This window comes from Pseudomonas sp. LRF_L74 (genome assembly GCF_965644255.1).
Classification (GTDB): Bacteria; Pseudomonadota; Gammaproteobacteria; order Pseudomonadales; family Pseudomonadaceae; genus Aquipseudomonas.
On sequence record NZ_CBFFRH010000005.1, the window covers coordinates 45,086 to 59,891 of the forward strand.

12 protein-coding genes are annotated in these 14,806 nt (G+C 65.9%); 2 read left to right on the forward strand and 10 right to left on the reverse strand.

Annotation, left to right across the window (positions count from 1 at the left end):
* The first annotated feature begins 12 nt into the window (after positions 1–12).
* Positions 13–1,056, forward strand: a complete 1,044-nt coding sequence (gene mgrA, locus ACSZPK_RS13830) for an L-glyceraldehyde 3-phosphate reductase (protein ID WP_437882055.1) — start codon at positions 13–15, stop codon at positions 1,054–1,056.
* Positions 1,057–1,058: 2 nt separating this feature from the next.
* Positions 1,059–1,991, forward strand: coding sequence for a sulfonate ABC transporter substrate-binding protein (locus ACSZPK_RS13835; RefSeq protein WP_437882056.1), 933 nt, complete (start codon positions 1,059–1,061; stop codon positions 1,989–1,991).
* 195 nt (positions 1,992–2,186) lie between these two features.
* Here ACSZPK_RS13835 and ACSZPK_RS13840 read toward each other — a convergent pair whose 3' ends face one another.
* From ACSZPK_RS13840 to ACSZPK_RS13885, 10 genes are all read right to left on the reverse strand, one after another.
* Entirely contained in the window at positions 2,187–3,770 is a 1,584-nt protein-coding gene (locus ACSZPK_RS13840) for a rhodanese-related sulfurtransferase (protein ID WP_437882057.1), read from the reverse strand.
* Positions 3,767–4,375: a cysteine dioxygenase gene (locus ACSZPK_RS13845; protein WP_437882058.1), complete on the reverse strand. Its 609-nt coding sequence runs from the start codon at positions 4,373–4,375 to the stop codon at positions 3,767–3,769. Before ACSZPK_RS13845 ends, ACSZPK_RS13840 begins: the two co-directional genes overlap by 4 nt.
* A 145-nt stretch (positions 4,376–4,520) precedes the next feature.
* Positions 4,521–5,804, reverse strand: coding sequence for an MFS transporter (locus tag ACSZPK_RS13850; protein WP_437882059.1), 1,284 nt, complete (start codon positions 5,802–5,804; stop codon positions 4,521–4,523).
* Positions 5,805–5,854: 50 nt separating this feature from the next.
* A complete protein-coding gene (locus tag ACSZPK_RS13855; protein WP_437882060.1) occupies positions 5,855–6,892 on the reverse strand; it encodes an NADP(H)-dependent aldo-keto reductase in 1,038 nt (345 codons plus the stop codon).
* 587 nt (positions 6,893–7,479) lie between these two features.
* Entirely contained in the window at positions 7,480–8,790 is a 1,311-nt protein-coding gene (locus ACSZPK_RS13860) for an NtaA/DmoA family FMN-dependent monooxygenase (protein WP_437882061.1), read from the reverse strand.
* A gap of 38 nt (positions 8,791–8,828) precedes the next feature.
* The gene (locus tag ACSZPK_RS13865; RefSeq protein ID WP_437882062.1) at positions 8,829–9,803 is read right to left on the reverse strand and encodes an ABC transporter substrate-binding protein; all 975 of its coding nucleotides are present in this window, start codon (positions 9,801–9,803) and stop codon (positions 8,829–8,831) included.
* Positions 9,800–10,477, reverse strand: coding sequence for an RraA family protein (locus tag ACSZPK_RS13870; RefSeq protein WP_437882063.1), 678 nt, complete (start codon positions 10,475–10,477; stop codon positions 9,800–9,802). Before ACSZPK_RS13870 ends, ACSZPK_RS13865 begins: the two co-directional genes overlap by 4 nt.
* Positions 10,478–10,487: 10 nt before the next feature.
* A complete protein-coding gene (locus ACSZPK_RS13875) occupies positions 10,488–13,223 on the reverse strand; it encodes a TonB-dependent receptor domain-containing protein (protein WP_437882064.1) in 2,736 nt (911 codons plus the stop codon).
* Between the two features lie 117 nt (positions 13,224–13,340).
* Complete coding sequence (locus ACSZPK_RS13880; protein WP_437882065.1) at positions 13,341–14,297, reverse strand: DUF4880 domain-containing protein; 957 nt, start codon at positions 14,295–14,297, stop codon at positions 13,341–13,343.
* The gene (locus tag ACSZPK_RS13885; RefSeq protein WP_437882066.1) at positions 14,294–14,803 is read right to left on the reverse strand and encodes a sigma-70 family RNA polymerase sigma factor; all 510 of its coding nucleotides are present in this window, start codon (positions 14,801–14,803) and stop codon (positions 14,294–14,296) included. The genes ACSZPK_RS13880 and ACSZPK_RS13885 overlap by 4 nt, the downstream gene beginning before the upstream one ends.
* Between the last annotated feature and the right edge of the window lie 3 nt (positions 14,804–14,806).

A 14,806-nucleotide genomic window follows, 5' to 3' on the forward strand; every position in this document is an offset into this window, starting at 1 on the left:
AAGGAGAATCGCATGACCTATCTTGCCGCCCCCGATCGCTATGAGCGCATTCCCTATCGCCGTGTGGGTCGTAGTGGCCTGGTGCTGCCGGCGCTGTCTCTCGGCCTGTGGCACAACTTCGGCGACGCCACGCCCGTCGATACCCAGCGTGCACTGTTGCGCACGGCGTTCGACCTGGGCATCAATCACTTCGACCTGGCCAATAACTACGGCCCGCCCTACGGCAGCGCCGAGAGCAATTTCGGCCGCCTGCTGCGCGAGGACTTCAAGGCCTATCGCGACGAACTGATCATCTCGACCAAGGCCGGCTGGGACATGTGGCCGGGGCCGTACGGGCAGGGTGGCGGTTCGCGCAAATACCTCGTCGCCAGCCTCGACCAGAGCCTGCGGCGCCTGGGCCTGGATTACGTCGATATCTTCTACTCGCACCGTTTCGACCCGCACACGCCGCTGGAGGAGACGGCCGCTGCCCTGGCCAGCATCGTCGAGCAGGGCAAGGCGCTGTACATCGGCATCTCGTCCTACTCGGCGGGCAAGACCCGCGAGATCGCCGCGCTGCTGCGCGCGCGCAACGTGCCGCTGCTGATCCACCAGCCGGCCTACAACCTGTTCAACCGCTGGATCGAGAAAGACCTGCTGGAGGCCACGGACGAAGAGGGCGCTGGCGTCATCGTCTTCACCGCCCTGGCCCAGGGGCTGCTCAGCGACAAGTACCTCAACGGCATCCCGGCCGATGCACGGGTCAATCGCCCGGGCGGCGCCTCGCTGCGGCCCGAGCATCTGTCGGACGACAACATCGCCCGCGCCCGCGCACTCAACGAAATTGCCCTGCGACGCGGCCAGAGCCTGGCGCAACTGGCGCTGGCCTGGACCCTGCGCGACCCACGGGTGACCTCGGCACTGATCGGCGCGAGCAAGCCGGAGCAGATCGTCGAGAACGTCGCCGCGCTGGACAACCTGGCGTTCAGCACCAGCGAACTGGCCGAGATCGACCGCTACGCCGTGGAAGGCGGGATCAATCTTTGGGAAAAACCTTCGACCGACTGGCAGGAGTGAGCATGAAGCGGTTTCGACTGGGCGCCTTGCTGGCGCTCATGGGCTTGTCTGGCCTGGCCCTGGCGGCCGATCCGCAGACGTTGCGCATCGGCTACCAGAAAGGTTCCACCAGCCTGGTGCTGGCCAAGCAGCATGAAATGCTGGAGAAGCGTTTTCCAGACACGCAGGTCAAGTGGATCGAATTTCCGGCTGGCCCGCAGATGCTTGAAGCCTTGAACGTTGGCGCGTTGGACGTCGGTTCCACTGGCGATATCCCGCCGATCTTCGCCCAGGCCGCTGGTGCCGATTTGCTGTACATCGGTGCTGAGCCGCCTAAGCCCCAGGCTGAAGTGATCCTCGTACCGAAGGACAGTTCGTTGCAATCCGTCGCGGAGCTGAAAGGCAAGCGGGTTGCGTTTCAGAAAGGCTCCAGCGCCCACAATCTGTTGTTGCGCGCGCTGGTCAAAGCAGGCCTGAGCATCAGTGACATCCAGCCGGTCTACCTGGCGCCAGCCGACGCCCGCGCCGCTTTCGAACGCGGCAGCGTGGATGCCTGGGCAATCTGGGACCCGTTCTATTCGGCCATCGACCTGGAGGGCAAGTCGCGCCTGCTGGCCAACGGCGAAGGGCTGGGTTTCATCGGCCCGTTCTATCTGGCCGCGCGGCCCTATGCCGAACAGCATCCGGTGTTCATCCGCGAGTTGCTCGGCGAACTGAGCAACGCCGAGGGCCTGACCCGCAGCGACGAGGCGGGCAGCGTGAAGATCCTGGCCCAATTCATGGGCCTGCCGGAGGCGGTGGTGCAGCGCACCTTCACCCATCGTCCGCCATCGCCGATCCTGCCGGTGAGCGATGAGATCGCCGCCGCCCAGCAGCGCACGGCTGACCTGTTCCTGGAAAACCGCTTGATCCCGAAACGGGTGGATGTCGCTGGGGCAGTTTGGCGCGGCAAGTAGAGCGTTTCGACTGAAAGGCTGGAGGCTTGCTTCCAGCCTTTAAAAGGCCGCTCTGAGGCAGGAGCGGGCGTTCGTTATACCGCCATTCCCGCGAAGGCGGGAATCCAGAAAACTCAGAGTATTTGGATTCCCGCCTTCGCGGGAATGACGACTAAACGGTCATCGCACGAATGTCTGCAATTGCCTCTAAATGGCTCAGATCACGAAGAACCCGTGGGTGCCATCACGGCCAAGCTGCTCGACCAGGCCGAACTCCCAATCCAGATAAGCCTGCATGGCCTCGCGTGGGTTGTCGGTGCCCTCGTAGGGCCGCCGGTAACGGTCACTGCGGGGCACGGCCAGGGCCGTCTCGCCTTCTTCGCTCGGCAGGCCGGCGGCAACCCAGCTCGCGGTGCCGCCCTTGAGCAGGAACACCGGCTTGCCGGTCAGCGCCTGCAGGTCGGCCACGGCGAAACGCGCCAGCAGGCTGCTGCCGCAGGTCAGTACGTAGCGCTCGGCGACCGGGATGCGTTCCAGCGCTTGCGGCAACTGTGCGCGAATCGCCCACCAGGCCCCCGGAATGTGGCGTTTGACGTAGTTGGCGCTGGCGGTGAAGTCCAGCACCTGGGTGCTGCCTTCGGCCAGCCAGGCCTGGAGCCGGGCTGGCTCGATCTCCTCGGCCTGGGGCAGCGGAGGCAGCGGCGCGGCGTAGGCGCCTTGTTCAGTGAAGGCTTCGGCTGCAAGGCCGTCGAGCACATGCACCTCCCAGCCCAGCTGGGCCAGCCAGGATGCGCTCATGTTGGCGCGCACGCCGTCGTCATCGACGAGGACGAGGCGCGCGCCGCGCACGCTGGCGAAGTGGTCGGTCTCCTGGACCAACTGGCCGCCTGGCGTGGAGCGTGCGCCAGGCAGGTGGCCGGCTTCGTATTCTTCCGGGGTGCGCACGTCGAACAGGTAGGTCGTGCGAGCGGCCTCGGCCTGCCAGCGCCGCAGGTCTTCAAGGCTGGCGCGGCCCACCCGGGCCTTGTCGGCGACCTGGCGGGCGGAGGCGGATGCCTGCTCGCGGGTGGCGGCGGAGACCTCGGCGAAACGACGCTGCTGGCCATGCTCCAGTTTCTGCCCGGCCAGGGTCCAGCCGATGGTGCCGTTGCGCAGGGCCGCCACCGGATTGGGCAGGCCGGCATTCACCAGCGATTGGGTGCCGATGATGCTGCGGGTGCGTCCGGCGCAGTTGACGATGACCCGGGTGTGCGGGTCCGGCGCCAGCTCACGGGCGCGCAGCACCAATTCCGCGCCGGGCACGCTGATGCCGGTGGGAATGCTCATGGTGTTGTATTCATCGAAGCGGCGGGCGTCGAGTACCACCACGTCGGCCTTGGCATCGAGCAGCGCCTGGACTTCCTCGGCGGCCAGCGACGGCGTGTGACGCTCGCTTTCCACCAGTTCGCCGAAGGCCTTGCTCGGCACGTTGACGTCGCGGAACAGTTCGCCGCCGCCATCACGCCAGCCGGCGAGGCCGCCCTTGAGCAGGGCCACATCGGTGTAGCCCAGTTCGATCAGGCGTTCGGCGGCGATCTCGGCGAGTTTTTCGCTATCGTCATAGACGGTTATCGCGGTATCGCGCCGAGGCACACGGGCATGGATTTCCAGCTCCAGCTTGGACAGCGGGATATTCGCCGCGAACAGTGGATGTTCCTCGGCGAATGGCGCTTCTTCACGTACGTCGATCAGAGCGGTTTCACGGCGCTCCAGCAAGGCTTGGCGGATATTCTGGAACGAGCGGGTGACGATTTGACTCATGAGGCAAGGCTCTCTTTCGACAGGTCCCAGAGATTGGGCAGGTAGGGGTTGGAGTAACCGGAAATGAACGGTTTCTCCGTTCCATCCGGGAGGAAAACGGCACGCTTGACCGCGCCGATGTTGGCGCCATAGACATGGATGCTGATGGAGGTACGGTCCTGGTGCGCATTGCTGACACGGTGGATGTCGCCGACCGTGGGCGACACCGCTTCGACATGTCCCGGCAACAGGCGTATCGCCTGGCCCTCAGGGTGCAGCGAACCATCGGCGTGGCGCTCGAACGACTGCGAGGCTTCCGCGCCACGCAGCATGCCGATCAGGCCCCACACACGGTGGTCGTGGACGGGGGTTTCCTGGCCCGGCCCCCAGACGAAGCTGACGATGGAAAAGCGCTGCTGCGAGTCCGCATGCAGGAGGAATTGCTGGTAGCGCGCAGGATCGGGCTGGGCGAACGCCTCGGGCAGCCAGTCGTCATGGGCGACCAGTTCTGCGAGCAACGTCTTGCCTTGGTCCAGTATCACGCTCTCGTCAGGCGACGTATCCAGCAGGTCGGCCAACGCACCGATGAAGGTGCGTAGCCGGTCCAGGCGAAGGGGGGCGGTCATGGTGGCTCTCATCCAACTACGGTTCGAGCCGAAGGGTAGCAATTCGCTATTGATTATAAAAAGTCAATTTAGGCATAAGCTAATATGCGACTTTTGAATCTAATGGCGAAGGGCGCCACAGGAGGGCAGCCTGCGGTACTGTCTATCATGCCGGCTTTTTATCGGTTGGCAGCGATCCCTCGTCACCAGGCGAGGCGTCGGCGAAATGGTTGAGCTGGCGCAATTGCTTGAAGCCGTACATCCAGCCGCCGACCACGCCGAGGGTGCACAGGCTGCCGGCCACGGCCGCGCCGATCACGCCAAACCACGAGGCCATGCTGCCGGCGCGAAACTCGCCGAGTTCGTTGGACGAGCCGATGAACAGCATGTTCACCGCGTTGACCCGGCCGCGCATGGCATCCGGCGTGGAAAACTGCACCAGGGTCGAGCGGATGTAGACACTGACCATATCGGCGGCACCGGCCACCGCCAGGGCGACGAAGGACAGCCAGAACAGGCTGGACAGGGAAAACACCAGGTTGGCCAGGCCGAATACCGCCACTGCGCCGAACATGGTCAGGCCGACATTGCGGTCGAACGGATGCAGGCTCAGGTACAGGCCGACCGACAGTTCGCCGATGGCCACCGCGCTACGCAGCGCACCCAGGCCTTCCGGGCCGACCTGCAGCACGTCCTGGGCGTAGATCGGCAACAGGGCGACCACGCCGCCCAGCAGCACGGCGAACAGGTCCAGGGAAATGGTGCCGAGGATGATCGGCCGCGAACGGATGAAATGGATGCCGGCGGTGAAGCGCGTCCAGGCGGTGCCTTCCAGCGGCTGGCGCTGTTCGGCGAACGCGACCCGGACCTGGCGCAGCAGGACCAGGCCGAGCAGGAAGCAGGCCAGGCAGAGGCCATAGGTCAGGCCACCGCCGCCGATGGCGTACAGCCCGCCACCGAGCAGCGGCCCGAGGATGGTGGCGCCGCGCATGATCATGCTGTTGGCGGCGATGGCCGCGGCCAGGTGCTCGCGCGGCACGACCTGGGGCAGCAGGCTCTGCAAGGCCGGCCCGGTGAAGGCACGGCTGCAACCGAACAGGGCCAGCACCGCATAGATCGCATGCGGGCTTTCGGCGCCGGAGATGGACAGCCAGGCGAGGATGCCACTGCATAGCGAGGAAACCGCCCAGCTCAGCGCGAGAATCAGCTTGCGGTCGAAGCGGTCGATCAGGTCGCCGGCGGGCATCAGCAGCAGGACCATCGGAATGAACTGGGCCAGGCCGACGTAGGCCAGCGACAGGGGATCGCGGGTCATGTCGTAGACCTGCCAGGCGACGACGACGGCCTGGATCTGCATGGCGCCGACGGCGGCCATGCGGGCAATCAGAAAAGCGAGAAAACCGGGTTGGCGATAGACATTGCGTGGAGCGGAACGGGTTGCGCTGGACACTTCGGGACTCGCAGGCAGTCGCGGGCAGGCAGCGCCTGCCCGCTGGGTCATCAGGGAGCGGGGTTGGGCTGGCTGATATGGATGGCTTCCAGGGATTCGAGCAATTCGTCATTCAGCGTCAGTTCGACGCTGGCCAGGTTGCTGCGCAACTGTTCCAGGGTGGTCGCACCGATGATGTTGCTGGTCACGAACGGCCGCGAGGTGACGAAGGCCAGGGCCAGCTGCGCGGCGTCCAGGCCGTGGTCGCGGGCCAGCTCGACGTAGCGCCTGGCGGCGATTTCCGCCTGCGGGTTGTTGTAGCGCTGGAAGCGGTCGAACAGGGTCAGGCGGCCTTTGGCCGGACGGGCGCCGTCGAGGTACTTGCCGGACAGCACGCCGAATGCCAGCGGCGAGTAGGCGAGCAGGCCGATCTGTTCACGCAGGGCGATTTCCGCCAGGCCGATCTCGAAGGTGCGGTTGAGCAGGCTGTAGGGGTTCTGGATCGACACTGCCCGTGGCCAGCCGCGCGACTCGGCCAGGTGCAGGAACTGCGCGGTGCCCCACGGGGTTTCGTTGGACAGGCCGATGTGGCGGATCTTGCCGGCCTTGACCAGTTCATCGAGCACTTCGAGGGTGTCTTCGATGGCGACGAACTGGTCGTCCGGGTCATGGCTGAAGCCGAGCTGGCCGAAGAAGTTGGTCTTGCGATCCGGCCAGTGCAGTTGATACAGGTCGAGGTAGTCGGTCTGCAGGCGGTCGAGGCTGGCGTCCAGGGCGGCGGTGATGTTCTTGCGGTCGAGGCGCGGGTTGCCGTCGCGGATGTGTTCCATGCGCCCCGGCCCGGCGACCTTGCTGGCCAGCACCCAGTCGCTGCGGTCGCCGAAGCGCTTGAAATAGTTGCCGATGATGGCCTCGGTGCTGCCGTAGGTCTTGCCGTTCGGCGGCACCGGGTACATCTCGGCGGTGTCGAGGAAGTTGACCCCGGCGTCCTTGGCCAGGCGGATCTGCTCGAAGGCTTCGGCCTCGGTATTCTGCTCGCCCCAGGTCATGGTGCCGAGCGCGATGACGCTGACTTTCAGGTCGGTACGGCCGAGATTGCGTGTCTGCATGAAAAACTCCGTTGACGTTGGCTCAGGGCCTGCCGCTGAGGAAATGGGCAGGATCGTGGTAACCGTGGGTCGAGGCGTGGCCGGGGACGGCCAGGCTGTCTATGAATGTTTCCTCCTCGTTGTCCTGGCTGGCTTCGCGTGCGCCGACATGGCCAAGGGACGCGGGCCATGGCCCAAGAGGTGGCCAGGACTCAGGCGCTGGCGGAACCGGTGGCGAGCAGCGGAGGCGCGAGGCGTGCAGCGGTAGCCACTTCCGATCCCGTGTCGGGCGATCCGTTCAGCGGTTATTGGCCTGCGAGCACGGCATATGCAGGCGGGCGGTAGGGTATCACTCCCAGGCATCGATGGCGCGTCGCGATGAACCGTCCGGTCCAGGTCCTGTGAACGGCAGTGCACGTGGGGCCTCCTTGGCGATGAGCGGACTCTGGAGCGCGGGCCACAGGCCGGCGGAACCGACGCCGTGGCAGGCGGCACGCTGCCCCTGGCCGTAAGCCAGGGGCAGGTGGGGCGGCAAAGCGGGGGATTCTAGGGCGCAGGGGTATTTTTTATAAATATGTTTATTTCATGTGCTTATAACATGCACATCGCTAATCGTTTTTCCCGCTCGCGGCCGACTGCCCGCCCAGGCGCTGGCGCAGGGTGAGGCGTCGCTCGTCCGGCTGGGCCAGGAGGCCACGCTGGCGCAGCCGGGGCGTGAGGTGTTCGGCGAAGTCCTCGTAGATGCCCGGGGTGTTCGCCGAGGTGATGCTGAAACCGTCCAGGCCGGTGTCGGCGGCGATTTCGGCCAGGCCATCGACCACCTCGTCGGGGGTGCCGACCAGGGTGAACGGCGAGCGCTGTCGGCGGGTGTGGTCGATATAGTCCTGGATGGTCACGTCGAGGCGGCCGTTGACCGAACGCAGCGGGCGGGTGGTGCCGTAGGTTTCCAGGCTGGAGAGCAGGGTGTCGCGGGGGTAGTGGCGGATGTCGATGCCGTTCCAGGCCAGGATGCTTTCGTCGTTGCGGTACTGGGTACGACGCTGCAGTTTTTCCTCGGCTTCGGCGCGACTGCTGGCGACGGCCAGGTCGACGCCGGCGAATACCAGCGGTCGCGCCGGGCGCCCGGCATCGCTGGCGAGGCGCTCCAGGCGTTGGATATTGGCTTTCAACTGTTGCGGGTTGCCGGCGTTGGTATAGAGCGCCTCGGCATGGCGGATGGCGAAGTCGAAGCCGGTGTCGGACGCCGTGGCCTGGAAGTACACCGGCTTGCCTTGCGGCGACGGCTCGACCGGGTGCGGGCCGCGCACCTGATAGTACTCGCCGTGGTGATCGATGGTGCGGACCCTGGCCGGGTCGGCGTAGATGCCGCTCGCGCTGTCGACCTGCAGGGCGCCGTCTTGCCAGGACTGCAGCCAGAGTTTTTCCAGCACTTCGATGTATTCCTCGGCGCGGGCATAGCGCTGGGCATGGCCGACCTGCTCGGACAGGCCGAAGTTGGCCGCCGCGCTGTCCAGGTAGGAGGTGACGATGTTCCAGCCGATCCGCCCATTGCTGAAGTGATCGAGGCTGCTGAAGCGCCTGGCCAACAGGAAGGGGGGCTCGTAGGTGGTCGAAGCGGTGACCACGAAGCCGAGCCGGCGGGTGGCCGCGGCCAGCGCACTGATCAGCACGAAGGGGTCGCCGAGGGGAAACACGTGGGCATCGCGGATCGACAGCTCGGGGCCTGATTCGCGGGTTTCGAAGACGCCGAGGATGTCGGCGAAGAACAGCGCGTCGAAGCCCGCACGTTCCAGCAGTTGCGCCTGCTCGATCCAGTAGTGGAGATCGAGGTGCCGGCGTTGGTTGGCGGGGTCGCGCCAGGCGCCATTGTCGCCGGGCGAAAGCATTTGAAAGGCGGTGAAGTGCAGGGGTTTGTTCATTGTCCAGGACCTTTTGCTGATGTCTCGCGAGCCCGCCCTCAGGCGGGCTCGGTAAAGTCGAAGTCGCGGCTCCACAGGTAATCCACCGGCGTATCGCCCTTGAGGATGCCCGCGCCGGCGAGAAACTCGGCCACTTGTCGTTGCGAGTCGATGCTCGCCTCGCTGACCGGGACCAGGCGCGTTGGCCGGCTCTGCTCGCGTACCTGGGTCAGGAAGTCCTCCTCGGCAATGCCGGTGAGCGCCGCGCTATGGCGCGCCCATTGCTGGGGGTGGCGTTCGACCCATTGCCACATCCGCCCGATGCGCCGCGTGTAGTCGACGAGGCGGGCGCGGCGTTGCGGGTCGTCGAGTGCGCGTTGCTGGGAGACCAGCAGCAAATTGCCGGACAGGTAGTGCTCGGCATTGAGCAGCACCTGGGCGTCGAGCACACGGCGCGCGCGTAACGCATAGATGCCCCAGACCACCCAGGCATCCAGCCCGCCATTCTGGAAGGCGCCGAAGCCATCCTCCACGCCGAGGGCGCTGGGCTGGATCGCGGCGAAGTCCAGGCCATGCTTTTTCAGCACCTGGGCCAGGAAGTAATGCGAGGTGGTCGAGCGCGCGTAGCCGATGCGCTTGCCGGCGAGGTCCGCCGCCGTGCGGATTGGCGAGCCGCGAGGAACCAGGATGACCTGGTTGTTCACGTCGGTCTGTTGCACCGCGATGATGCGCAGGATGGTGTGCTTTTCCTTGGCGAACAGCGGCGGTATCTCGCTCATGCTGCCAAGGTCGAGGTAGCCGTTGCTCAGCGCCTCCACCTCCAGCGGCGCGCCGGCGCCGGGGAAGCGCACCGGCTCCACCGGGTAGTCGGGCGGCTCGACACCGGCCACGGCGAAATAGCGGTCCCAGGAGTCACGGCCATGGATCACCCGTAGCGGCTCGGCCGTTGGCGTGCGCCCCGAGAGGCCGAGCCAGCCGGCTCCGGCGGCCAGGCCGAGCCCAGCGCCGTAGAGCAAGGTACGGCGCTTGATCATCGCGATTCTCCAAGGGCGGCGGCGATGGCGGGGGCCAGGCCGAAGATCTCGAGCAGGCTTTCGCCACGCGCCAGGCGCTCCAGGGTCACCTGTTCCCTGGCCTGGCGGGACAACGCTTCATCGCTGATCTCGACCAGCCGCTGCGGCGAACAGACGAAGATGCCGCTGTCGTCGGCGAGCACCGCATCGCCCGGGTTGATCGCCACGCCGCCCACCGATACCGGGACGTTGATCGCGCCATCGATCGGCTGGTCGCCCTTGACCGTGATCGGCGACGCGCCGCTGCACCAGCAGGGAATGCCCTGTTCGCGCTGTTCCTGCAGGTCGGTGCTCGGGCCATCGATGATGATCCCGGCGATGCCGATCAGGCGCGCCGCGTAGCTGGTGACGTAGCCCCAGTTGGCATGCTTGCTCTCGCCGCAGCGGTCGACCACGATGAAGTCGCCGGGGCGCGCGACGCTGAGCAGATAGGCCATCGGGCTGGCCAGGATGCTCGGCGTGCGCAGGGTGATCGCGGTGCCCGCGACGCGCACGCCGGGGGTGACCGGGCGCAGGTTGCCGTTGAGAAAACCCTGGTGTTCGAAGTGGCCGATGGTGCCGGTTTCGCAGCGCGCCAGGCGCTCGATGAGGTGTGCCTCGATGGGCCGGGGCATGGGCTCGATGATGATGCTCATGGCACGCTCCTCAATAGGTGAATTTCAGGTTGGTGAAGTAGTAGCCACCGTTGAAGCCGAACGGCGACACGTAGCCGTAGGGCGGCAAGCCCTGGGGGTTGCCGCCGGGGAAACCGTTGGCGTCGGGCTTGACGTCGAACAGGTTGTTGGCGCCCAGCTCCAGGGTGAGGTTGTCCAGCGCCTGCCAGGACAGCGTCAGGTCGGTCAGCCACTTGGCCCCGTAGGAGGCGTCGTAGAGCGGGTTGTTCTCCAATTCCTTGATCGAGCTGTAGCGGGTCAGCTTGAGGTCGACGCCGATCTGGCGGTACTTCCAGTTCACCCCGAGGATCAGCTTGCTCTTCGGTTGCGATTCGGTCAGGTAACCCTGTTTCTGCCGGTCGAACAGGGTCAGGCCGGTGGCCTGGAGGACTGCGGGCGTGTCGTGGATCTTGGTGATGTCGGTTTCGTTCCAGTTGTACGCCAGGTTCCAGCGCACCTGGCCCCAGGCACCGGCGTCCTGCAGGTATTCGGAGACCGCGTCGATGCCGTGGGTGCGTGTGTCCAGGGCGTTGGCGAAGTACTTGATCTGGTAGTAGTCCGGTAGCCCGGCGTTGCTGAGGATCTGCGAAACGGCGCTGCCGCCCAGGTAGCCGGTGGAGGCGATACGATCGCGCAGGGCGATGCGGTAGGCGTCCAGGGTGAAGCGCAGGTTCGCCGCGGGCTCGTAGGTCAGGCCCAGGCTGAAGTCGGTCGAGCGCTCGGGCTTGAGCGGTTGGGCGCCTAGGGCCTGGCCAAGCGCTGTGTATACGCCGACCCGCTGCGAGCACACCTGGCTGCTGACGCCGTTGATACGGCCGAGGGTGCAGGTCGAGTCGGTGGCGATCGATTGCGACAAGGAGGGCGCCTTGAAACCGTTGCCGAAGTTGCCACGTATGGCCAGGGTCGGGGTCAGTTCGTAGCGGCTGGACAGCTTGCCGATGGTCACGTTGCCGGCACTGTCGTCGAAGCGTTCATGACGCCCGGCGAAGCCGACGAACCATTTGTCCGTCGGGTTGAGGCCGATGTCGAAATAGGCGGAGTAGTTGTTGCGCGAGCGTGCATCGGCGGCTTCCGCGCCGCCGACCTGGTAGGTGCCCTGGGCACCGGGCGCGGCGGGCCGTCCGGCCAGTGGGCCGCTGGAGAACACGTAGTCGCCGATGGCGTAGGAGAGCGGGTCGCCCGCGTCGATCTGGTACTTCTCGTAGCGATGCTGCAGGCCCCAGGCGAATTGCAGGGGCTTGCTCAGGCCGTCCAGTTCGAAGGTGCGGCTGAAGTCGAGGTTGTTGGTCCACTCCTTGTTCTTCCAGGTATACAGCCAGAAGCTGGTCGGGCTGCTCGGCCCCAGCGAGGCGTTGAGGGTTTCATCGACGTTGTGCTTGGTCCGGCTGTAGGCATAGCTGCTGCTCAGGTCCCAATCCCACTCGCCGAGGGTGCCGCGGCCGCCGAACAGCGCCTGGTAGTCGATTTCTTCGAAGCTGTACTTGGGCACGAAGCCGTTCGAATAGACCTCCGGGATGTTGTTGACCGAGTTGGGGCGGCGGTAGTTGTGCCAGACCGTTGGCTCGCGCTTGCTGATCGTGGAGAAGGAATACAGTTGCAGCGCATCGTTGATCGGCAACTCGGCGTTGTAGGAGGCGTTGATCCCCTTCGATTCCGGCGAGCCACCGTACGCGCGATGGCGATTGTCGGATTCGCGCGGGTCGAGGCTGCCGTCGGGCAGGCGCGCGTAGAACTGGTCGGTGGCGGAAATCGAGCGGTCGGTACGGGCGTTCTTGCGCGCATCGAGGGCCAGGTTGACGAAGCCTTCGTTGGGCAGGCTGAAACCCTGGTTCCAGGTCTGCTTGTAGGTTTCGCCGTCGCCCGCGTAGTACTGGCCCAGGGACGACACCAGTTCGCCGCCATGATCGTTGGACTTGAGGATGATATTGACCACCCCGGCGATGGCGTCCGAACCGTACTGGGCGGCCGCGCCATCGCGCAGCACTTCGATGCGGTCGATCGAACTGGTGGGAATCAGGTCGAGGTCGACCGGGTTGACCCCGGTCTCGTCCTCGGCGGTGCGCTGATAGAGCGAGCTGTTGTGGCGGCGCTTGCCGTTGATCAGCACCAGCACGTGGCCGGCGCTGAGGCCACGCAGTCCGGTCGGCTTCATCACGCTGTCGTTGTTGTTGCGATGCGAGGAGCGGATGTAGAGCGACGGGATGGCCTTGTCCAGCGCCTCTTTGAGGCCGATGCCGCCGGCGCTGAGCTGGTCGCCGCGAATCACGTCGATGGGCGTCGGGCTGCTGGTCACCGTGCGCGCGCTGCGCCCGCGCACGCCGGTGGAGACGACCACGTCCAGGGTCGGGATGTCGCCTTGCGCAGCGTTGGCTGGCGGCGCGGCGACGGCTGCGGGCGCCGGCACGATGATGAACACGCCATCCTTGCTCACCCGCACGGCCAGGCCGGTGCCCTGCAAGGCCTGGTCGATGGCCTGTTGGGTCGAGTAGGTGCCGTCGACCGCCGTCGAGTGAACGCTGCCCAGCTCCGGGGCGAAGGAGATCGTCCGGCCGCTCTGCCGGGCGATGCTCAGCAGGGCCTGTTCGAGCGGGCCGGCAGGAATCTGGTAGTGCTGCTGGCTGCTTTCGGCCTGCTGCGCCTGGACCATGCCAGGCAGTGCTGCCAGCGGTGCGCCGAGCAGCATGGCCAGGGCCGTTCGTTTGAAGCGTATTGCAAAGGGGTGGGGCATCGTGCGTTTCCTCGCGAATGGCCACTGCATCCGGTGGCTCTTGTTCTCATGTGGCGCGAGGAGGGGCGAAAGGCTAGACGATTTGGTTCTCAGCCTAGAACCAGCCGGCAGCCTGCTTCAGGCCGGTAGAATGCTTACCCACAGCGATGTCCGCCAGGCCAGGCGGATCGGCAGGATCTCGGCCAGGGCGGCCAGGGCCAGGTCGCTGTCATCGAGCGGGAACAGGCCGCTGACCCTCAGGCCGGCGACTTCCGGGGCGACCTGGATGACGCCTGGCCGATAGGCGCGCAAGTCGTTTACCACTTCGGCCAGCGGTCGGTTGCGGGCTTCGGTGAAGCCGTCGATCCAGGCGGCCTCGCCGCCGCTCAGGGGTTGTGCCTGGCCGAAGGAGAACTCGTCGAAGCTGACTTTCTCGCCGGCCCGTAGCGCCAGTTGGTCATGCCCGTTGCTGATACGCAGGGCGCAGTTCAGCGCGATTGCACAGCCCTGGCTGGCGTCGCTTTGCACGATGAGCTCCGGGCCGAGCGCCTCGATGCGCTGGCCGTGGCTGCTGACGACGAAACGGCGCTGCGGGTCGCTGGCGATTCTGGCGAGGACGCTGCCTTCGTAGAGCTGCACACGGCGTTCGTGGGCATCGAAATACAGGTCCGCCAGGCTGCGCGCATTGAGCGTCAGCTGGCTGCCATCCACGAGCTGGAAACGCTGGCGCTCCCCGGTGCCCGTGCGCAGGTCGGCCAGGGGCCTGTGCAGGGGCGACAGGCGATCGAAGAGGCTGCCTGCACCCGCCAGCAGGCCGATGCCGAGCACCGTACGACGCAACAGTTGGCGACGGTCGAGCGAGGTGTCCAGGGTTTTCTGCAGCATGCCGCCGCTGATGCCACGGGCGATGGGAACCTGGAATACCCCCAGGTGCTGTTCGAGATGGCTGCAGGCTCTCTCGTGCCTGGCGTCGGCCTGGCGCCATTGCCGATAGGCTCGTTGGTCCTCGGCGGAGGCTTCGCCGGAGCGCAGCAGTACCATCCAGCGAATCGCCTGCTGGGCAACCGGGTCCTGGCTCGCGGGTGGCGCCTTCATGCCAGGCCGACCCGGTAGCATTGCTGCAATGCCCGCTCCATGTAGACCTTCACCGAACTGAGGGAGATACCCAGGGTGGTCGCTATCTCGGCATAGCTGATGCCGTCGACCATGGACAGCAGGAAGGTCGCCTTGACCTTGGCCGGCAGGCGCTCCAGCAGACGGTCGATACGCTCCAGCGCTTCCACCAGTTGGGCCAGGTGCTCGGTCGACAGGCTCAGTTCCTCGGCTTCCTGGGCGAGGGTCTGCAGGTAGGCGCGTTCAAGGTCGCGGCGGCGCTGCAGTTGATAGAGCAGGCGTTTGGCGATGGTGGTCAACAGGGCGCGGGGTTCGCGAATCGGCGTGCCCGGAGTGGCTTGCAGGATCTGCGCGAAGGTTTCGGCGGAGATATCTTCGGCGCTGGCTGCGCACTGGGCGTAGCGACGCATGCGTGAGCAGAGCCAATGGTAGTGATCGCGAAACAGCAGGCCCACGGCATGTTTGTGCAGGGTGGCGACATCGGACATTAG

What these genes read in the sequence shown, in the direction of transcription:
- ACSZPK_RS13840 (WP_437882057.1), bottom strand. Translation starts at nt 3,770, where the DNA reads ATGAGTCAAATCGTCACCCGCTCGTTCCAGAATATCCGCCAAGCCTTG.
- ACSZPK_RS13880 (WP_437882065.1), bottom strand. Translation starts at nt 14,297, where the DNA reads ATGAAGGCGCCACCCGCGAGCCAGGACCCGGTTGCCCAGCAGGCGATT.
- ACSZPK_RS13855 (WP_437882060.1), bottom strand. Translation starts at nt 6,892, where the DNA reads ATGCAGACACGCAATCTCGGCCGTACCGACCTGAAAGTCAGCGTCATC.
- ACSZPK_RS13885 (WP_437882066.1), bottom strand. Translation starts at nt 14,803, where the DNA reads ATGTCCGATGTCGCCACCCTGCACAAACATGCCGTGGGCCTGCTGTTT.
- ACSZPK_RS13835 (WP_437882056.1), top strand. Translation starts at nt 1,059, where the DNA reads ATGAAGCGGTTTCGACTGGGCGCCTTGCTGGCGCTCATGGGCTTGTCT.
- ACSZPK_RS13875 (WP_437882064.1), bottom strand. Translation starts at nt 13,223, where the DNA reads ATGCCCCACCCCTTTGCAATACGCTTCAAACGAACGGCCCTGGCCATG.
- ACSZPK_RS13860 (WP_437882061.1), bottom strand. Translation starts at nt 8,790, where the DNA reads ATGAACAAACCCCTGCACTTCACCGCCTTTCAAATGCTTTCGCCCGGC.
- ACSZPK_RS13845 (WP_437882058.1), bottom strand. Translation starts at nt 4,375, where the DNA reads ATGACCGCCCCCCTTCGCCTGGACCGGCTACGCACCTTCATCGGTGCG.
- ACSZPK_RS13870 (WP_437882063.1), bottom strand. Translation starts at nt 10,477, where the DNA reads ATGAGCATCATCATCGAGCCCATGCCCCGGCCCATCGAGGCACACCTC.
- mgrA (WP_437882055.1), top strand. Translation starts at nt 13, where the DNA reads ATGACCTATCTTGCCGCCCCCGATCGCTATGAGCGCATTCCCTATCGC.
- ACSZPK_RS13865 (WP_437882062.1), bottom strand. Translation starts at nt 9,803, where the DNA reads ATGATCAAGCGCCGTACCTTGCTCTACGGCGCTGGGCTCGGCCTGGCC.